Source organism: Tessaracoccus flavus (genome assembly GCF_001997295.1).
Taxonomy (GTDB): domain Bacteria; phylum Actinomycetota; class Actinomycetes; order Propionibacteriales; family Propionibacteriaceae; genus Arachnia; species Arachnia flava.
Genome location: NZ_CP019605.1, coordinates 833601 through 852516 on the forward strand (window position 1 = coordinate 833601; position 18916 = coordinate 852516).

14 protein-coding genes and 2 pseudogenes are annotated in these 18916 nt (G+C 69.8%); 9 read left to right on the top strand and 7 right to left on the bottom strand.

Annotation, left to right across the window (positions count from 1 at the left end; all coding sequences use genetic code 11):
- Positions 1-49 precede the first annotated feature (49 nt).
- Entirely contained in the window at positions 50-1429 is a 1380-nt protein-coding gene (locus RPIT_RS03705) for a TlpA family protein disulfide reductase (protein ID WP_077340766.1), read from the top strand.
- Between the two features lie 71 nt (positions 1430-1500).
- A complete protein-coding gene (locus RPIT_RS03710; protein WP_077340768.1) occupies positions 1501-2010 on the top strand; it encodes a peptidylprolyl isomerase in 510 nt (169 codons plus the stop codon).
- Here RPIT_RS03710 and RPIT_RS03715 read toward each other — a convergent pair.
- Positions 2003-3811, bottom strand: coding sequence for a DEDD exonuclease domain-containing protein (locus RPIT_RS03715; RefSeq protein ID WP_077340770.1), 1809 nt, complete (start codon positions 3809-3811; stop codon positions 2003-2005). The genes RPIT_RS03710 and RPIT_RS03715 overlap by 8 nt on opposite strands.
- Positions 3812-3935: 124 nt before the next feature.
- Here RPIT_RS03715 and RPIT_RS03720 point away from each other — a divergent pair, with 124 nt between their 5' ends.
- Positions 3936-5078 (top strand): C40 family peptidase, encoded by a 1143-nt coding sequence (locus RPIT_RS03720; protein WP_077340772.1) that lies wholly within the window; start codon positions 3936-3938, stop codon positions 5076-5078.
- A 238-nt stretch (positions 5079-5316) separates the two neighbouring features.
- Here RPIT_RS03720 and RPIT_RS03725 read toward each other — a convergent pair whose 3' ends face one another.
- On the bottom strand, positions 5317-6111 hold the full coding sequence (locus RPIT_RS03725) for an alpha/beta hydrolase (RefSeq protein ID WP_077340774.1): 795 nt from the start codon (positions 6109-6111) through the stop codon (positions 5317-5319).
- A 73-nt stretch (positions 6112-6184) separates the two neighbouring features.
- Here RPIT_RS03725 and RPIT_RS03730 point away from each other — a divergent pair, with 73 nt between their 5' ends.
- From RPIT_RS03730 to RPIT_RS03750, 5 genes and pseudogenes are all read left to right on the top strand, one after another.
- Entirely contained in the window at positions 6185-6943 is a 759-nt protein-coding gene (locus tag RPIT_RS03730; protein WP_077340776.1) for a lysophospholipid acyltransferase family protein, read from the top strand.
- Complete coding sequence (locus RPIT_RS03735) at positions 6936-8144, top strand: sensor histidine kinase (RefSeq protein ID WP_143028167.1); 1209 nt, start codon at positions 6936-6938, stop codon at positions 8142-8144. The genes RPIT_RS03730 and RPIT_RS03735 overlap by 8 nt, the downstream gene beginning before the upstream one ends.
- 22 nt (positions 8145-8166) lie before the next feature.
- On the top strand, positions 8167-8811 hold the full coding sequence (locus RPIT_RS03740; RefSeq protein ID WP_077340780.1) for a response regulator: 645 nt from the start codon (positions 8167-8169) through the stop codon (positions 8809-8811).
- Positions 8812-8875: 64 nt separating this feature from the next.
- Positions 8876-10261: a class II 3-deoxy-7-phosphoheptulonate synthase gene (locus tag RPIT_RS03745; RefSeq protein WP_077340782.1), complete on the top strand. Its 1386-nt coding sequence runs from the start codon at positions 8876-8878 to the stop codon at positions 10259-10261.
- Between the two features lie 53 nt (positions 10262-10314).
- Positions 10315-11276 (top strand): annotated as a pseudogene (locus RPIT_RS03750) (threonine aldolase family protein).
- A gap of 44 nt (positions 11277-11320) precedes the next feature.
- Here RPIT_RS03750 and RPIT_RS03755 read toward each other — a convergent pair.
- The 3 genes and pseudogenes from RPIT_RS03755 to pknB all read right to left on the bottom strand — a co-directional run.
- Positions 11321-12424 (bottom strand): hypothetical protein, encoded by a 1104-nt coding sequence (locus RPIT_RS03755; RefSeq protein ID WP_077340784.1) that lies wholly within the window; start codon positions 12422-12424, stop codon positions 11321-11323.
- Between the two features lie 52 nt (positions 12425-12476).
- Entirely contained in the window at positions 12477-12668 is a 192-nt protein-coding gene (locus RPIT_RS16085) for a PASTA domain-containing protein (RefSeq protein WP_418361375.1), read from the bottom strand.
- Positions 12669-12746: 78 nt separating this feature from the next.
- A pseudogene (gene pknB, locus RPIT_RS03760) lies at positions 12747-14537 on the bottom strand (Stk1 family PASTA domain-containing Ser/Thr kinase); the annotation flags it as partial.
- 148 nt (positions 14538-14685) lie between these two features.
- Between pknB and RPIT_RS03765 the strand changes: the two are divergent.
- The gene (locus tag RPIT_RS03765; RefSeq protein WP_077344190.1) at positions 14686-15414 is read left to right on the top strand and encodes a thiamine phosphate synthase; all 729 of its coding nucleotides are present in this window, start codon (positions 14686-14688) and stop codon (positions 15412-15414) included.
- Here the strand turns inward: RPIT_RS03765 and RPIT_RS03770 are convergent.
- Positions 15411-17789, bottom strand: a complete 2379-nt coding sequence (locus tag RPIT_RS03770; RefSeq protein WP_077340787.1) for an HAD-IC family P-type ATPase — start codon at positions 17787-17789, stop codon at positions 15411-15413. The genes RPIT_RS03765 and RPIT_RS03770 overlap by 4 nt on opposite strands.
- Positions 17779-18825: a polyprenyl synthetase family protein gene (locus RPIT_RS03775; protein WP_077344191.1), complete on the bottom strand. Its 1047-nt coding sequence runs from the start codon at positions 18823-18825 to the stop codon at positions 17779-17781. Before RPIT_RS03775 ends, RPIT_RS03770 begins: the two co-directional genes overlap by 11 nt.
- Positions 18826-18916: the final 91 nt, after the last annotated feature.

The following is an 18916-nucleotide window of genomic DNA, read 5'->3' on the forward strand; positions in this document are numbered from 1 at the left end:
CAAATGCCTACCGTTTACGACGTCGGACCGGTGCTGGAATAATCGCAGCGTGACCTTTCTCACGCTCGCCAGCCTGACCCTCGCCTTCCTCCTCGCCGTCTCCGGCATCGCGAAGTTGCGGTCGCCCGCGGCCACCCGCGAAGCGTTCACGGCGCTCAGGCTCCCAGAGGTCCTCCGTCGGTCGCCCGCGCCGGCCGCGCTGCCCTGGCTGGAGTTGCTCCTGGCCGTGGTCCTTGCGGCTGGTGTGGGGTGGCTGCTGATCGGTGGGGCCGTGGCTGCGCTGGCGCTGTTTGTCGCCTACACCGTCGTGATCGGACGCGCACTGGGCTTCGACGAGCCCGTGCGCTGCGCCTGCTTCGGAACGCTGGGCACGCACGACGTCTCCACCCGCACCCTGGTGCGCAACGTCGTGCTCGTGCTCCTTGCCGTGGCTGCTGTCGTCGCAGCCGTCCTGGACCAGTCGGTCTACACGCTCGGTGCGTCGGGCTGGGGATGGGTCGCCGTCGCAGCCCTCGCCAGTGCCGCCGTCGCGCTGTCGCTCGGTGGCGCGCCCGGTCCCGTCGCCGGCGACGGCCCGGGGTGGCTCGGCGGCGCCGTCGTGACGCACGTCGCCAGCGGAGAGTCCATCGGTATCCGCAGCCTCGCGGCCCGGCACGACGGCGTGGTGCTGCTGTTCGTGCTGGCCGGGTGCGGCTCGTGCGAACGCGTGATCGCCGATCTGCCTGAGTGGCGCCAGCGGCACCCGGGCCGGGAGGTGGTCGTCCTGCGCGCGCCGGGCCAGATGTCCGACGGGTGGGCGGACCTGGACCTGTACGAGGACCCGGGATTCAACCTGGCCCGGGCCCTCAGCGGTGGCTACACGCCGACCGCGGTGGAGTTGGGTCGCGACGGTGCCCCCGTCGGGAAGGTCGCCGTCGGCTACGAACCCGTGACGGCCCTCCTCAACGCAACCGCGACACCCGCCCCGCCCGAGGACGAGAGTGAAGCGAAACAGCAGGAAGTGGAAGCGGACTACGTGCGCCGGCCCATCCCGGATGTGGTGTTGCTCCGATCCGACGGCGAGCCCGCGACGGCCCGTGCCCTGGCCTCCCAGCAGGCGCAACTCCTCGTCGGAATCGACTGCCTCTGCACGCCAGCGCGCGAGGCGATCGACCGCCTGAGCGAGTGGCAGGAGCGGCTGCCGATCCTGCAGGTCTCGCTGGTGGTCCCGTTCACGATGGGTGGGTCCGAGTTGACCGAGCGGCAGGGCGTTATTGCGCTGTACGACCACGAAGGCATCGCGTCGCGTGCGCTCGGGCTCAGCGGGAATGTCTCCGCGGTGCTCCTCGGCGCCGACGGTGGGCTGGCCGGTGGGCCCGTCTCCGGACTGGATGAGGTGGAGGCGTTCGTCTCGGAGATCGAGGAGCAGATCCGGCTCGCGGCCGAGTGAGGACGGACGCGGTCGGTGCGGCGGGTTAGGACCGTCTGCAACACTGGTGCGGAACAACAGAAAGGACACCAGTGAGCACCGCTACGCTGCATACCAATCACGGCGACATCATCATCGACCTGTACGACGAGCACGCGCCCAAGACGGTCGAGAACTTCACGGGCCTGGCTTCCGGGACCAAGGAGTACACCGACGCTGAGACGGGCCAGACCACGACCGGCAAGTTCTACGACGGCCTGACCTTCCACCGCGTGATCGACGGCTTCATGATCCAGGGCGGATGCCCGCGTGGCGACGGCCGCGGCGGCCCCGGCTACACCTTCGCCGACGAGTTCCACCCCGACCTCGTGTTCGACCGCGCCTACCTCCTGGCCATGGCCAACGCAGGTCCGGGCACGAACGGCTCGCAGTTCTTCATCACCGTCGCGCCGACGCCCCACCTCAACCGCAGGCACACGATCTTCGGTGCCGTCACCGACCCCGCCAGCCAGAAGGTCGTCGACGAGATCGCCAAGACCCCGACCTCCTTCGGCGATCGTCCGGTCGAGCCGGTCGTCATCGAGTCGGTCTCCCTCAGCTGACCGCTGCTCGTAAGGCGCCTTCCCCGCCGGGGAGGCGCCTTACGTCTGCCGTCTGAAGCCACGACTCGTCGTCGCACCGGGGCGTCGAGGCCATCAGGTCGGAGCCCAGCAACTCCTCCGGCAATGCGTCGGCGGCAACCCCCGCCCCGACCGGCCACGCCCATTCGCCGTCGACGTCAATGAGCCGCACACCCGGAAGCTCCAGCCAGGACGCGATCCGCTCCGCCTCCTCGACACTGCCCGCCGGCAGCCCCGACACTGGTGCCAACACTGTCTCGGCGGCCGCCACCGCCTCTTCGGCCGCGGCTCGGGCGCGGGCCGAGGGAGCGGTCGTGGCTGCGGCGAGCCTGCCGTAGCGGATCACGTGGATGTCCCATCCCTCAGCGGATGGGACCGCCGCCACAATCTGGGGGCACCGGGCGAGTGAGCGGATGCGGTGGTAGCGGAGCGACGTGCGGTGGTAGGCGGACAGCCGCCCAGAGATGGCGCCGGCCTCCTCGAAACGCTGTTGGGAGATCAGCTTGGTCAGCCGGCCCCGGACGCTGCGCAGGACCGGGCGGACGTCGACCTCCCAGCTCCGCGTGACGGCCCCGACGACCCCGGCGTAGGCCTCGGCTGACGGCCCCAGCTCGCAGGGGGCCAGGCACCGGCCCATCTCGGCAAGGGCGCACGGTGCGGAGGCGCGGCGGGCGGAGAGTCGGGCGGTGCACCGGCGCAGTTGGAACGCGTCGTAGAGCGTCAACGCAGCCTCCTCGGCAGATTCCCTGCTGCGGAACGGCCCGAAATAGTGGTCGCCGTCGCGCACCTGCGTCACGATTGAAAGCCTCGGGAAGGCCTCTTTGGTCAGCTTCAACCAGAGCAGCCTCCGCTGCTGCTTGGAGCGTCGGTTGTAGCGCGGAGCGAGCGACTCGATCATCCGCAGCTCCCGGACCTCCGCCTCCAGCTCGGTGGCGCACGCCACGAACTCGACCCCCGTCGCCACCCGCACCATCTCATGGATGCGGCCGCGCTTCTCCGCGGCGGAGAAGTAGGAGCGCACCCGCCGTCGGAGGTTGTTCGACTTGCCGACATACAGCACCTCGCGCTTCGGGGCGCCGCTCGCATCCACGGAGTCGGTGACGAAGTAGTAGACACCCGCCTGCTCCGGTGCGTCGCTCGCCCACACCCGCTTCGCGCGCCTGTCCGGCGATACCTGCAGGGAGAACTCGGCGAGGTCCTCGAGCGTGTGGACGCCCAGGTTGCCGACGCGCTCCATCAGCCCGTGGAGGACGTCGACGGTGGCGCGCGCGTCGCTCAGCGCGCGGTGGTTCGGCTCGGTGCTCGACCGGAAATAGCGGGCGAGCGTGGCCAACTTGCAGTTGGGCACCTCGTCCCTCAGCAGGGCGGTGCGGGCCACCGCGACCGTGTCGATGACGGTGGGGCGCGGCCAGGCCAGACCCAACTGTTCGTAACCGCGACGGAGGAAGCCGGTGTCGAAGCGGGCGTTGTGGGCAACGATCACCGACCCCGCTGCGAACTCAGCGAAGGCGGGCAGCACCTGCGAGGCAGGCGGGGCTGCCGCGACCATGTGGTTGGTGATCCCCGTCAGGACCTGGATCATCGGGGGGATCGGGGTGGTGGGCCGGACCAGGCTCTGGAACTCTCCCTGCACCTCGCCGCCACGAACCTTGACCGCGCCCACCTCCGTGATCTCCGCCTCGGCGGAGCCGCCGGTGGTCTCGAGGTCCACGACGACGAACGTGACGTCGGCCAGCGGGACGCCGAGATCGTCGAAGGACGGTTGCAGGTTGACGCTCGACATGGCACCGGACCCTAGGCGCAGCCACTGACAGTTCTGGAGGGACCGTCCACAGGGCCGGAGATAGTTTGAGAATAACCTGAGGGGGACTTAAGCTTCTCTCAGACAGCCACCCTTGGGAGATCCTGTGAACCGTGCCCGACTCGCCCTGGCCAGCGCCGTGGCAGCCGCCCTGCTCGTTACGTCGGGCGCCGTGGCACAGGCGGACCCGGAAGCCGTCGAGCGGGCCCGCCAGGAGCTCGCGAGTATCCAGCAGCAGGCGTCGGCGATCGACCAGGAGATCATCGAGGCGAGCGAGCGCGCACAGGACGCGGAGGCTACGCTCAAGCACCTCAGTGCGGACCTCGCCGCGCAGGAGGGCAAGGTTGCCACGCTGACCAGCGAGCTGGGCGACGTGGCTACCCTCCAGATGCACACCGACTCCATCAGCCTCACCGCACAGTTGCTGACCAGCGGATCATCGGACAGCTTCCTCAGCGGGCTCGCCACGATGCAGAGCGAGCTGAACCGCGCCAACGCCGGAATCCAGCAGCTCCAACTCGACCAGGCACGGCTGACGACGCTGCGCGAGGACGCCGCGGCCGCCGAGGCAACGCTCCGAGCTGAGCGGGACAAGGCCGTCGCGCTGGCCGAAGAGTTCGACGCGAAGGAAGCCGAAGCCGAGCGCGTGTACGAGCGCCTCTCGGAGGAGGAGCGGCAGCGACTCGCAGCTATCGAGGCCGAGCGTCAGCGCATCGCCGACGAGCAGCAGCGCCAGGCGGAGCAGCAGCAGCGCGAGGCGGAGCAGCGCGAGCGCGAAGCCCAGGCCGGATCCACGAGTCGGTCGCGGGACACCGCGAGCGCTCAGCCGTCGGCCTCCGCGACGGAGGCAGCGAAGAAGGATGAGCCGGCGCCCGCCGCGGAATCAGGTGGCTCGGACCGGGCGCAGAGAGCGGTGCAGGCCGCGCTCGCGCAGGTCGGAAAGCGCTACGTCTGGGGGACGTCGGGGCCCAACACCTTCGACTGCTCTGGGCTCACGAGCTACGCCTACCGCCAGGTCGGCATCAACCTCACCCGCTCGTCGCGCGCGCAGTGGTCGTCGGTGGGGCGGAAGGTCTCCAAGTCCGAGCTCCGTCCCGGTGACCTCGTGTTCTACTACTCGCCGGTCAGCCACGTCGGGCTCTACATCGGCAACGGGAAGATCGTCGACGCAGCCAATCCGCGCAGCGGTATCCGGGTGACGAGCCTCAACTCCATGCCGTTCACCGGCGCACGCCGCGTCGTCGGCTGAGGCGACTCGCTTCTCGAGCCTGGCGGTAGTGCTCAACGCCAACCGACCAGGGACAACGCCAACTGAGATCCGACGACGCCCGCCAGACTCAGCGACGCCCGCGAGATCTCACGGGCGTAGCTGAGTTTCGTCGGCGTCTTGGCTTGTCGGTTGGCGTTTGCCGCTCTCCGTTGGCGTTTCCAGTTACCGGTTGGCGTTGGCCGCTCCCGGTTGGGGTTCGGGCCGGGTCGTTGGCTCTTCAGCTCGCTCCCCGCGGTCCGGCAGCGCCGATGTCCAGGATGAAACGGCGCGACTCGTCGATGATCCGCTGGCGATCATAGTCCATCGTCGCGACGTGGTAGCTCCTGGTCAGCACGCGTTCCTCCACCCTGGGCACCGCGGCGCGGATCAGTTCTCCGCTCAGGTCGTCGACGACGTGGTCCTGGGCGGACCGCAGCAACAGCGTCGGCGCGGAGACACGGGGCAACCTCGGGCGGGTGTCTCGCCACAGGTCGTCCATCGTGCCCAGGCTCTTCACCGAGAACCGTGGGTAGCCCGGCTCGCGCTGGGCGGGGTCGGCGATATCGGAGGAGATGCCCCGCTGGGGCGGCAGCACGTTGCGAAGGCGTGCGGCCACGGGAATCCGACGGTCCCGTGACGCGACGGCCGGGTTGACCAGCAGCACGCCGTCGACTGGGTGCAGCGACGCCAGTCGAAGCGCCAGCGCTCCGCCCATCGACAGACCGGCGACGAACACGGCGGAGCACTCCGCAGCCAGCCCCAGGTAGGCGTCCTCGACGGCGCCGTACCAGTCCCACCAGCGGGTGCGGGCCAGGTCCTGCCAGGACGTGCCGTGCCCAGGTAGCCGCGGGGCGACGACACGGGCACCTGGCCACTCGCCGGATGGTTCGGCCAGGCCTCGTGCCCAGGGGGCGACGGACGCGACGGAGCCGGTGAACCCGTGGGAGATGACGATGCCAGTGTCCCCGTCGCCCAGTCGGAGCGGCCGAGCCTCGGGCCAGACGGTGGGGGAGGGGGCAGGGAATACGCGCATACCCCGAGCATAGGCACTGCGATCGTGGCGGAGGCGGGTAGAGCGGCCCGCGGTCTTCACTAGACTTCGGGCCATGTGGTACCGCCTGTTCAAGTTTGCGATCTTTCGTCCCCTGGTGAAGTACGGCTATGGGGCGCGCCTCATCGGGGCCGAGAACTTCCCCCGGCAGGGCGGCGCGATCCTCGCGAGCAACCACATCGGCGCACTGGACTCCCTCGTCATCCCCGCCATGGTCCCGCGACCGCTCCGATTCCCTGCCAAGGCGGAGTTGTTCAGCGGCGACGGTGGGCTGGGCGCCAAGATCATCGCGTGGTTCCTCAAGCGCATCGACATGGTGCCGATCGATCGAACCGGGGGGCGCGCCAGCGCGGACGCGCTGGGCGCGATCTCCGACACGCTGGCCGAGGGAAACGTCGTCGCCATCTACCCGGAGGGGACCAGATCCCCCGACGGACGTCTGTACAAGGGGAAGACGGGCATGGCGAGGATCGCCCTGCAGAACCGCGTCCCGGTCATCCCCGTCGGCGTGGTGGGGACGAAGTCGCGCAAGGGCCCGCTCGGTATCCCGTGGGTCACCCGTCCGCTGGTCATCATCGGCGAACCTCTGGACTTTTCCGCGTACGCGGGTACTCCCGGCAACACCAGGGTGCTCCGCTGGGTCACGGACGAGACGCTGGCCGCGATCCAACAACTGACCGGTCAGGAATACGCAGACGTCTATGCGGCCAGGGTCAAGCAGGGCGACCTGGCCGAGCGTGGCTCCGACGACTTCGTCATCCCCCGGCCCGGGGGCGGCGAGCCCCCGCAACCGGCGGTGGAGAACGTTGCCTGACCCAGCGCGCCGGGGGCTGGGTCCCGGGCTCGGCTGGATCCGCGCCCGTGGCGTGTGGTTCCGTGAGCGCCACGACATGCTCGGTCGGGTCTACACGGTGGTCGCGGTGGCCCGCTCGCTGTTGGCCGCCCACGCAGTGGCCGTCAATCTGGCTATCGTCATGCCCCGCGCGCACAACCCGGCTGCCGTCGTCGCCGTATCGGTGGCGATCATCGTCTGGCACACCCTCATCACGCTGCGGATGCGCAAGGCGCACCGTCGCACGCCCGCTGCCCACCTGGCGGATCTTGGCGTGACCCTGGCGATCACGCTCACCACGGGACTGGTGGTCCGGCCCGGGGGCGCTCCACTCAGCCTCGCGGGGTACTGGATCGGGGGGTGCGCGGCCTACGCCGCGATCTTCCGGAGCACCCGTTGGGGGGTGGCCTTCGCCGCCGCCGTCGCGGCCGTGCTGGTGTTCACGCCTGGGCACTTCACCATGGAGCGGCTCGGCTCGAGCTTCGTCATCCTGCTGTTCACCGCCTGCCTGGGCGTACTCATCACTCAGTTCCGCGCCACCCTGCGGGAGCAGGAGCAGGACCGGCTGCGCTCGGCTGCGTTGGCGGAGCGCGAACGTCTCTCCAGGATCGTGCACGACGGCGCCCTCCAGGTGTTGGCGCTGGTCGAGCGCGAAGGGCCGTCGCTCGGTCCACGGGGGGCCCGGTTGGCCGTGCTGGCCAGGGAGTCGGAGGCGCAACTGCGGACCCTGCTGCAGGATCGGGAGATCGTCGGGCTCGAGCACAGCGAAGTGGTGGACCTGGCGGCGGTGCTGGACAAGTACCAGTCGGCTCGCGTCACCGTCTCCACCATGGCGAGCGGCGTGATGGCGTCCCGATCTCTCGTCGATGAGGTGGAGGCAGCCGTGGCCGAGATCCTCACCAACGTCGACCTCCACGCGGGCGCTGACGCTCAGGCGTGGATCCTGCTCGACCAGGAGGAGTGCGACGAAGTGATCCTGTGGGTGCGGGACAACGGCGTCGGGATGAGCGCGGAGCTCGTGCGGCAGGCCGCGGAGAGCGGCAGGTTGGGGATCCGGGACTCGGTCGTCGGCAGGATAGGTGCCGTGGGCGGGACTGCGACGCTCAGGTCCTCGCCCGGCGCGGGTGCCGAGTGGGAACTGAGAGTGCCGATCAACGGAGAAAGGCAGAGGCACAGTGACTGAGGAGAAGAATCGGACGCGCGTGATGCTTGTCGACGACCACCCGATGTGGATCGACGCCCTCAGCGAGGACCTCGGCGAGGTCGGCTTCGAGATCGTCGCGGTCGCGAAGAGCGGCACGGAATGCCTGTCGCGTGCTCGGGCCGTGCGGCCGGACGTCATCGTCATGGATCTGCAGATCCCGGCCCCGGACGGAGCCACCTGCACCGAGACCCTCCTGGCGGAGTTTCCCGACATCCAGGTGCTCGTCATGTCCGCGTCGGGTGAGCGCGACGATGTGCTCCGCGCGATGAAGGCGGGGGCGAAGGGCTACCTGGTGAAGTCGGCCTCGAAGGCCGAGCTCATCGAGGGCGTCCGTCGTACCGCGGTCGGCGACGCGGTGTTCACGCCTGGGCTGGCAGGTCTGGTCCTGGGCGAATTCAGGCGCATGGTCAACGCGGCGCAGGCGCGCAACGAGGAGGGCCCGGTGCTCACCACCCGCGAGATCGAGGTGCTGCGTCGGGTGGCGAAGGGCATGGCGTACAAGGAGATCGCCGACGAGCTGTTCGTGTCGCACCGGACGGTCCAGAACCACGTCCAGAACGTGCTGCGCAAGCTGCAGCTGCACAACCGCGTCGAACTGACGCTGTACGCGATCGATCAGGGCCTCCACGATCCCGGCCGCGGCTGAGCCGATATTCCACCGCAACCGCGGTCGCGGGGAGGCCACGCCGGGTTGAGGTAACCTTCCCTCCATGTCGAGCATCATGTCCCGGGAAGAATTGCGCGCTCTGCCCTTGGTTCAGCAGCCCACGTATTCCGACCCCGAGTCCCTCGACCGCACCATCACAGCTCTCGAATCCCTCCCGCCTCTGGTGTTCGCAGGGGAATGCGACGACCTGCGGCTGAAGATGGCCGACGTCGCGGAGGGCAAGGCCTTCCTCCTGCAGGGCGGCGACTGTGCCGAGACGTTCGCGGCCGTCACCGCGGGCGACATCAAGGGCAAGCTGCTCGTGCAGCTCTCCATGGCGGTGGTCATGACCTACGCCGCGCAGGTCCCGGTGGTGAAGGTGGGCCGCATCGCCGGCCAGTACGCGAAGCCGCGCTCGAAGGATACCGAGACCCGAGGCGATGTGACGCTCCCGGCCTACCGTGGCGACGCGATCAACGGCTTCGAGTTCACCGAGGAGTCGCGGGCCCACGACCCGGGTCGGCTGCTCCAGGTGTACAACTCCTCGGCCGCCACCCTCAACCTCGTGCGCGCCTTCGTCAAGGGGGGTTTCGCCGATCTGCGTGGCGTACACAGCTGGAACGCCCAGTTCGTGCGCGACTCCGCCGTCGAGGCCGCCTACGAGGAGCTGGCGTCGGAGATCGACCACGCGTTGGCCTTCATGGTCGCGTGCGGGGTCCAGGACGATTCGCTCAGCACCGTCGACTTCTACGCCAGCCATGAGGCGCTGCTCCTGGAATACGAGCGTGCCCTGACCCGCGTCGATTCGCGCTCCGAGCAGCTTTACGGCTGTTCGGGCCACATGCTGTGGATCGGGGAGCGCACGCGCCAACTCGACGGGGCCCACGTCGAGCTGCTTCGCCGGGTGCAGAACCCGCTGGGAGTCAAGCTGGGGCCGACGACCACGCCCGAGCAGGCGCTCGCCCTCGCCGACCGGCTGGACCCCGACCGGGTCCCGGGGCGTCTGACGTTCATCACCCGGATGGGTGCCCGCAAGGTGCGTGACGTCCTGCCGGGCATCATCGAGGGCGTCGAGGCCAGCGGGCGGAAGGTGGCCTGGGTCTGCGACCCCATGCACGGCAACACGTTCGAGGCCGCCAACGGCTACAAGACCAGGTCCTTCGCCGACGTGGTCGACGAGGTGCACGGCTTCTTCGATGTGCACGAGCAGCTCGGCACCTGGCCGGGCGGCCTGCACGTCGAACTTACGGGAGACGACGTCACCGAGTGCGTCGGTGGCGTCCACAACCTCGGCGAGGCGGACCTGTCCAGCCGCTACGAGACGGTGTGCGACCCGCGCCTCAACCGCAACCAGTCGCTCGAGCTCGCGTTCACCGTGGCGCAGCGCTTGCGTTCCGGCCGGCTGAACAGGGTCAACCCGGTGCAGGAGTTCAAGGCCAAGGACCTGTGATCGACCTTCGCAGCGATACGGTCACCCGCCCGGACGAGGCGATGCGGGCCGCGATGGCCGCGGCTCCGGTCGGTGACGACGTCTACGGCGAGGACCCGACGGTGCTGCGGCTCGAGGCTGAGGTGGCGGGTCTCTTCGGCAAGGAGGCCGCACTCTTCTGCGCGACGGGATCGCTCGCCAACCTCCTCGGCGTGTGGCTGCACACGAAGCCGGGCACGGAGGTGCTCTGCGATGCCCAGGCGCACATCGCGCGCGCCGAGATGGGCGCGCACGCAGCGCTGCACGGCGTCACGATGCGCACCTGGGGCTCGGCGCGCGGCCGTCTTGTCGCCGACGACGCCCTCGCCCTGGCCGCGGTCGGCTGCGGCCCCTACCTCGTCGAGACGGCGTGCATCGCGGTCGAGGACACGCACAACTTCGGGGAGGGACCGTGCAGAGTCTCTCCGAGATGGAAATGCTCTCCGAGTCCGCGCGCGGGCTGGGGTTGAGGCTGCACCTCGACGGCGCCCGCCTCGCCAACGCCGCGGCCGCCACGGGCCGTTCCTTCGCCGACTACGGGGCCCTCTTCGACACCGTCAGCCTCTGCCTGTCGAAGGGACTGGGCGCCCCCGTCGGCAGCGTCCTGGTGGGCACCGCCGAGGAGATGGCGCGGGCGCGCACCCAGCGCAAGCGCCTCGGTGCGGGCTGGCGCCAGGCCGGCGTCCTGGCCGCCGCCGCGCTTCACGCGCTGGAGCACAATCTGGACCGGGTGGCCGAGGACCACGCCTCGGCGCGCACGCTGGCACGGGCGATCAACGAGGCCGCCCCGGGGAGCCTGGCTGAGAGCGACGTCGAGACCAACATCGTCGTCATCGAGGCGCCCAACGCGCCGACGGTGGCCGCACGGCTGGCCGAGCAGGGGGTGCGCGTATCCGTGCTGGGCCCGACGACGCTGCGAGCCGTCACGCACCTGGACGTCAGCGACGCCGACTGCCAGACGGCGGGCGCCGCCATCGGCGCTGCGCTCGCGAACTGACGCTCCGGCTGGCTCCGGCCTTGCCAGCCAGGTAAACGACCGGGTCAGGCGGGTGCCGGCCCTGGTTCCAGCTCTGGGATGGGTCGCGGCCAGGCGCCCAGCTCCTTCCACACGTAGTCCGGCACGCGGGCGAAGAACCCGCGCAGGAGTTGGTCCGCGCGGTCGATGTCCGTCGGCTCCCAGCCGCGGGCGTCACCGACGAGGATCCGGCCGTCGGCCTCGATGGTGAAGCTCGGCCGGCCCAGGCTGAGCAGGTAGTCCATCTGGCGCTGGTGGATGACGTGGGACGCGAACCGCGCATCGGGGGCCCGAACCTTGCAGCGGTCGTTGAACGCCTCGAGCTCGAACTTCTGGGTCTTGCCGAGCCAGCCCCAGTTCACCGACAGGGGCCGGAACGGGAACGCCGCCCGGAACTCGCAGAGCACTTCGGAATGGTGATCCACCTCCGTGCGAGTGCGCCCTTCGGAATCCCTGACCGTCCTGGTGGTCTCCCAGTCGTGGCGGAGCCGCACGAAGGGCAGCCCGGCGTTCTCGCTGTGGACGATGTCGTGAGCCTGATGGTTGCGCCCGCCGCGCGTGTGGGACACGTAGTCGAGGAACGAGTCGTCGCGCGGGACGTAGCGCCACCAGGGCCGCTCGTGGAAACTCAGACCGGGCGGGGGAGGTGGGCCGATCACATCCGGACCGGACGAGGCGAGGACGCCACCTCGCAGCTCCGCCAACTCGACGATGGCCCGCTCGAGCGACTCTGCGTCCTTCGGGGCCTCGACCAGGACGATCCAGGCGTGATCGACCTGGACACGCCACGGGCCGGACGCTGTGATCTCCGTGGGAGGGAGCGATCTCCCCAGCGGCATCGCGACGACGTATCCGCTCGTGGACCACTCGCTGGACCGGTAGCGGAAGGCGGAGAACGGGGTGCCGTCCGGTGCTGCCCCGACGATCTGGTCATCCACGGAGCGCTGGAAGCCGACGCCGAACGGCGGCCTGTTGAGGCCGTAGGCGATCGAGATGTCGGGCGACGTGATGAAGGTCCAGCCCTTGTCGCGCAACGATTTGACGTACCGGTAGCGCAGCACCCCCCATACCGCGAAGCCCGCAGCGACGACGGCCAGCACAATGAGCACGATGATCATGAAATCGGGCATCGAAGAATCCTCCCGAGGGACAGTCTGACAGGCCGTAGGCTCAGCGAACCCGTCACGCGACGTACAGCGTCACCTCGGAGCCCACAGGCACCTCGCTGCCTTCGGCGGGGTCAGTTCCGGAGGCGATGTTGAGCGGGATCGGGAAGTCCGTGTTCCGCTCGACCGTGACCACCAGATCGAGGTCCTCAAGCTTCTTGACGGCATCGTCGGTGGACAGCAGGCGCACGCCCGGAATGGTCACCATCACCGGCCCCAGCGACCTGACGATCGTCACGGCGTCGCCCCGGTACCCGGTGGCGTTGCGCGGATTTTGCCGGATGACCAGGCCCGCGCTGATGTCGGGATGGTTCTCCTCCTCGACTGTGACCTCGAAGCCGAGATCGCCCAGTTCCTGCACAGCCGAATCGGCTGCCGCCCCCTGGAAGTCAGGGATCGCGATGGGCTCTCGACCCTTCGACACGGTCAGATCGACAGGTGTGTCGGGTTTCAGCTGTTCGCCGGGTTCCTGCGAGGCGGCCAGCACCTCGCCCTCCGGCCTGTCGTCCGACCAGACCTCCGTGACCTCACCCACCGCGAGACTGCCGTCGATCAACTCCCGCTCGGCGTCTCCCCGCTGCAGTCCGACGAGCGTCGGTACGGGGTAACGCTCTGGCCCCAGCGAGACGACCACCGTCACGGGAGCCCCCCGCAACAGCCGTTCTCCGGCGCGGGGGTCGGTACGGATCACGAGCCCGTTGGCGACCGTCTCGGAGTACTCCGTCACGGTGCCGACGTCCAGGTCGTTGGCCACGGCGGCCTCCCGGGCGCGGGCCTCGTTGAGCGTCACCATCGCCGGGACGGTGGTGAACCGTCCGGAGAGCCACCACCACGAGCCCACACCGGCTCCGACGGTGAGCAGTAGCACCAGCACGAGCGCTATCGCCCCGCGTCGTCGTCGGTGGACGGGGTCGTGAGAGATGTGGAGGTTGGGGAACGCCGGCGTCCGCTGGCTCCGGGGGGAGCCGGCAAGTTCGGCGGGGGACCGGTGAGCGACGGGCTCGGGGCGTGGGCTCGGCACCGGTGAGGTGGGTGACTGCGCCCGGCGCCACTGATGGTGCTGGACGACGACGGTGTCCGGTGTGGTGCCGGAGACTGCCGGACGCGGCCGCTCGGCGGTCCGTGGCCTGAACCGCTCGGTCTCCAACTCGACCGGACTGGCGGGCAACAGCGCCGCGGCGAGCCGGGGGTTGTCCCCGCCGCCGCTTCGGGCGAGCTCCTGACGGACGCGCCGAACGCCGCGCAGCAGCTCCCGGCCGTTCTCGATGCGCGCCCGGGGATCTCGCGCGGTGGAGGCCAGAACCAAGGTGTCCAGATAGTCGGGGATGGTCCAGTCGGCGCGGTAGCCGATCTCCGCGAGCCGCTCAGACGGCTTCTCGATGTCGACGTTCACGTGGCGGTAGGCGATCTGATAGTTGTTCTCGCCAGTGTGTGGCTTCTTCCCCGTCAGGAGCTCGAACAGGACGACGCCCGCGGAGTAGATGTCGCTACGCCCGTCAGGGCGGGAGTGGGTGACGAGCTCGGGCGGGAGATAGCTGGCGGTTCCGACCAACACCCCGGTGGCCGTCATCTGGGGCGAGCCCACCTGGCGGGCGAGTCCGAAGTCCGCCACCTTCACCTGTCCCCGGGAGGTCAGCATGACGTTTTCCGGCTTGATGTCGCGGTGCACGACGCCGGACTCGTGTGCGCACGCCAGCGCCGCGGCGATCTGTTCGAAGAGTTCCAGCGCCCTGTGTGGCGGGAGCGGGGCCTCGCGGCTGATGATCCGACGCAGCGTCTCGCCCTCGATGTACTCCATCACGATGTAGGGCTGGCCGGCCGACGATCCCTGATCGAACACGCTGACGACGTTGGGGTGACTGAGCACAGCGGCGGAACGCGCCTCGCGGTCGAACTTGGCCGCGAACTCGTCGTCCTCCCCGAGGTCGCTGCGCATGACTTTGACCGCCACTGCGCGGGACAGCCTGAGATCCCGCGCGCGGTACACCGTGGCCATGCCGCCGCGCGCCACTTTCGCCACGATCTCGTAGCGGCCGTCGAGCACTTGGCCGACCAACGGGTCGAAAGTGCTGTTCATACCACTCCATGCACGGTCGGGGAAGAGGCCGTACGAGCCCGTTGCTCCCCCGATTGTAGGGGGAGGGCGGCGAGGGCTCCGCCACCCAGCGCGGCGAGTTGCACCCAAGACCGTCCGCACAGTCGACCATCGGCAGTAGATTGGCCCGATGACTGCACTCGTCGGTATCAAGACCCGCCTGCGTCTCGCCAGGCTCGCGATCGTCGTCCCGCCCGAGCATTCCGGGCCGGAATCAGCGGATTTCGCCGCCCACGGCGCCGACCTGCTCATCTTCACCAGGGGCGACCGTTCCGTCGACGACGCCGCCGCAGCCATCAGCGTGGCGCGCAAGAGACTGTTCGGCCTGCAGACGGTGGTCGGCACCGACGACTCCGAGGTGGCCGAGGCCAGCCTGGCCGACGTGCTCTATCTGCGCCGTCCTGGCTGGCGCCCGTTCGGCTACAAGCGGCCCCACGAGCACGCCCTCATCGGCCGCTCCATCGACCGTGCTGCAGAGGCCGACAGGATCGACGGAGACCCCTTCGACTTCGGCTTCATCGGCCCTGCGATCGATGGTGGGGCGGTGGGCCACGAGGTGGCTGAGCTGGCGCGGCTGTACCCGGCCACGGCGCTCCCGGCGGGTCCGCTCTGGTTCGCCGCGGGCGGCATCACGCCGGACAACGTCGGCCAAGTGATTGCCGCCGGTGCACGTCGCGTCGTTGTCTCAACCGCCGTCTTCTCCGGATCCGATGCCTTCGCCACGACGCGCGCCATCGCCGATCAGCTGGCCGAGGCCTGGGACGGCGATCCCGGGGCTCGCTCCTATGGAGAGGACGCCTACGACAGCGACGGCCCTAACTTCCCCACGGCAACGCTGCGCCCACGACCGGTGGACTAGTGGGACACGGCCTCCAGGGGAGCTGGCATCCCCCACAACCGGGGGCGTTCCCTGCGCACGGCGGCGGTGACCCACCAGGCGGCCTCGACCAGGGCCATGCCCACCACACCGGCGATGATGCCCGTGCGCATGCTGCCCGCGTCTGAGATGTCGAGCGAGAGGAACTCGCGGAACGCCGGCGTGGCGAAGACCGTGAAGTAGAAGCTGTAGGCGAAGGCGACGAGCCCCACCCGCCACCAGAGGTACGGCCGCGCGACGGTGGCCAAGACCCACGTCGCCGTCATGATCAGCGCCGTCAGCGTGGCGGTCGACGCCTGCTCCTGCACCAGGTCTGAGACGTCCCCGAAGCCCCGGGTCAGGAGGTAGGTCACGATCGACACCCCCGCCACGATGAGACCGGCCGGCACCGCGACCGCGAGGGTCCGCGAGACGAACCCCGGGCGCGCCCGCTCCCGGTTGGGGGCCAGGCTCAGCAGGAACGCGGGGATCCCGATCGTGAACCAGCCCACCACCGTCATCTGCAGCGGCAGGAACGGCATGGGCAGCCCCAGCAGCCCGATCACCAACGCGAGCGTCACCGCGTAGATGGTCTTGGTGAGGAACAGCTTGGCGACGCGCTCCACGTTTCCGATGACGCGGCGCCCCTCAGCCAGCACGTACGGGAGGCTTGCGAACTTGTCGTCCAGGAGGACGATCTGCGCGACGGCCCGGGTGGCGGGAGCACCCGAGCCCATCGCGACGCCGAGGTCGGCGTCCTTGAGGGCGAGCACGTCGTTGACGCCGTCGCCGGTCATCGCCACCGTGTGGCCGCGGCTCTGCAGGGCCGTCACCATCTGGCGCTTCTGCTCGGGCGTCACCCGGCCGAAGACGTCGGAGTCGTTGACGGTGTCGGCGAACGCGTCTCCGGGGGGCGGTAGGCGCCGGGCGTCGACCGGGGCCTTGGTGGTGACGCCGAGCGACCGCGTGACGGCGCCGACCGAGGCGGCGTTGTCGCCGGAGATGACCTTGATGTCGACGCGTTGGTGGCGGAAGAACGCCAGCGTCTCGGCGGCGTCGGGCCGGACCAGTTGGTCGAGCACGATGAGGGCCGCCGGCCTAAGGGTCCCCGGTGCCTCGGGGGCGTCGACCCGGGTGTCGGAGGAGGCCAGCAGCAGCACCCGATGCCCGGTCACGCCGATCGCCTCGGCGCGTCGAGCCAGGGCCGCGTCGCCCAGGACGTCCGGCGCCCCGATGACCCAGTTGCCTTCGCCGGCGAAGCTGATCCCGGACCATTTCCTGGCCGACGTGAACGGTGCCCGCGCGACTGCCTTCCAGCGCGTTGCTGCGGGCGGGATGGCGCCAGCGATCGCCAGCATCGAGGCGTTGGGGGAGGGATCGGATGCCACCAGTTGGGACAGGACCTCCCGCAGCGGAACCTCGCCGTCGGTCAGATCGACGACCTCGCCTACGGTCATGGCGTGCTGGGTGAGGGTGCCGGTCTTGTCGGCGCACACGACGCTCACCCGCGCCAGTCCCTCGATGGCCGGCAGCTCCTGTACCAGGCACTGGCGCCGCCCCAACCGCACCACGCCGAGCGCGAACGCCATGGAGGTGAGCAGCACCAATCCCTCCGGCACCATGGGCACCAGCGCGGCGGTCATCCTCAGCACCGCCTCGCGCCACGGGGTGTCGGGCTGGTTGAACTGCACCGCGATGGTGAGGACCGCCACGGGCACCAGTAGATACGACACCACCTTGAGGATCCGGTTGATGCCCTGCCGGAGCTCGGAGGACACGAGGGTGAACTTCGCCGCCTGGGCGGTGATCTGCGCCGCGTAGGCCTCCGCCCCGATCTTCTCAGCGCGGTAGACGCCGTTGCCGGCGACGACGAACGCCCCTGACAGGACCTGGTCACCCGGGCCCTTGGCCACAGGGTCAGCCTCGCCCGTGAGGAGGGACTCGTCGACCTCCAGGTAGTCGGCCGCGACGACGGACCCGTCGACGACGATCTGGTCGCCCGGCGTCACTTCGATGAGGTCGTCGAGCACCACATCGTCGCGGGTGATGCGGTGGTGGGTGCCGTCACGGATGACGATGGGGTGGGCCTCGCCCACGACGGCCAGGTTGTCGAGGGTCCGCTTGGCGCGCAGCTCCTGGATGATCCCGATGCTGGAGTTGGCGATGATGAGGAGGCCGAAGATGCCCTGCTCGATGTGGCCGGTGATCATGACGAACACGAACAGCACGAACAGGATGCCGTTGACGCGCGTCACCACGTTGGCGCGGACGATCTCCAGGGTGGTGCGCCCGGACCGGGCGGGCAGGGTGTTGACGTGGCCGGCGGCGACGCGCTCGGCGACCTCCGCGGAGGTGAGCCCGCGGAGGTCAGTGAGCACGCCGTACGCTCCTGAGCGCCAGTTCGGTCAGTGCGGTGCGGCCCTCCGAGGTCAGCGAGGCCTCCTCGAGCACGCGCAGCGCCTGATCGGTGCTGCGCTCGATGATGCTCTCGACGTGCCGCCGGGCACCGGACTCGTCGATGATGGCGGCGGCCCGGTCTACCTCGGCGTCGGTGAGGTCGTGGCGGCCGAGCAGATCCGACAACTCGGCCGCCTGGGCCTGGTTGGCGTCGTCGAGCGCCGTCAGAACCAGGACGGTGCGTTTGCCCTCGCGGATGTCCCCGCCGTACGGCTTGCCGGTCACGGCGGGATCGCCGAACACCCCGAGGACGTCGTCGCGAAGCTGGAACGCTCGGCCGATCACGGAGCCGAACTCGCCCAGCGCGTCCTGCACCGCCGCGTCGGCCGCAGCCAGGGCCGCTCCGATCTGCGCGGGCCGTCGGATCGAGTAGCGGGCCGACTTGTATTCGAGCACGCGGCGGGCAACGGTCAACTCGTCGGCGTAGCTGGTGGCGGGCGCCACCCGGTACTGGGCCGCGACGTCGAGGAACTGGCCCGCCGTGACCTCGGTGCGCATGACGCTCAGCAGGGGCCGGGCGAGGTCGAGGCCCGGATGGCCGGACGCGTCGGCCAGCTCGATGCTCCACATCAGCAGCAGGTCCCCGAGCAGGATCGCCGACGACCGGCCGAAGTCCTCCCGCGAACCACGACCGGCCTGACGCTCGTGAAGCTCCTCGAACCGCTTGTGCGCCGCGGGGACGCCGCGGCGGGTGTCCGAGTCGTCGATGAGGTCGTCGTGGACCAGCGCACTGACGTGCAGGAGGTCCAGCGACGACGCGACGGCCAGCAGGGCGGCGTCGTCGGCGGGTTCGCCGGCGGCGGCGACGTAGGACCAGTAGCAGTAGGCCGGGCGAAGACGCTTGCCCCCGGCGGTTGCCTCGCGCGCTACCTCCAGCATCGGCAGCGCACCCACGTCGTCGAGCAACGCCTCCTGGTCGGTCAGGAACGTGTCGAGGGTTTCGCTGATCGCTGACATCAGCGCGGTGCTGAGCGGGGCAGCGGGATCGAGGTTGCGTCTCACGCGGACGAGCTTAATCGAGCCCCCGGCCGGACTCTATTGTTGGGCG

What these genes read in the sequence shown, in the direction of transcription:
- RPIT_RS03730 (WP_077340776.1), top strand. Translation starts at nt 6,185, where the DNA reads ATGTGGTACCGCCTGTTCAAGTTTGCGATCTTTCGTCCCCTGGTGAAG.
- RPIT_RS03765 (WP_077344190.1), top strand. Translation starts at nt 14,686, where the DNA reads ATGACTGCACTCGTCGGTATCAAGACCCGCCTGCGTCTCGCCAGGCTC.
- RPIT_RS16085 (WP_418361375.1), bottom strand. Translation starts at nt 12,668, where the DNA reads ATGGTGACCATTCCGGGCGTGCGCCTGCTGTCCACCGACGATGCCGTC.
- RPIT_RS03725 (WP_077340774.1), bottom strand. Translation starts at nt 6,111, where the DNA reads ATGCGCGTATTCCCTGCCCCCTCCCCCACCGTCTGGCCCGAGGCTCGG.
- RPIT_RS03715 (WP_077340770.1), bottom strand. Translation starts at nt 3,811, where the DNA reads ATGTCGAGCGTCAACCTGCAACCGTCCTTCGACGATCTCGGCGTCCCG.
- RPIT_RS03745 (WP_077340782.1), top strand. Translation starts at nt 8,876, where the DNA reads ATGTCGAGCATCATGTCCCGGGAAGAATTGCGCGCTCTGCCCTTGGTT.
- RPIT_RS03755 (WP_077340784.1), bottom strand. Translation starts at nt 12,424, where the DNA reads ATGCCCGATTTCATGATCATCGTGCTCATTGTGCTGGCCGTCGTCGCT.
- RPIT_RS03740 (WP_077340780.1), top strand. Translation starts at nt 8,167, where the DNA reads ATGCTTGTCGACGACCACCCGATGTGGATCGACGCCCTCAGCGAGGAC.
- RPIT_RS03775 (WP_077344191.1), bottom strand. Translation starts at nt 18,825, where the DNA reads ATGTCAGCGATCAGCGAAACCCTCGACACGTTCCTGACCGACCAGGAG.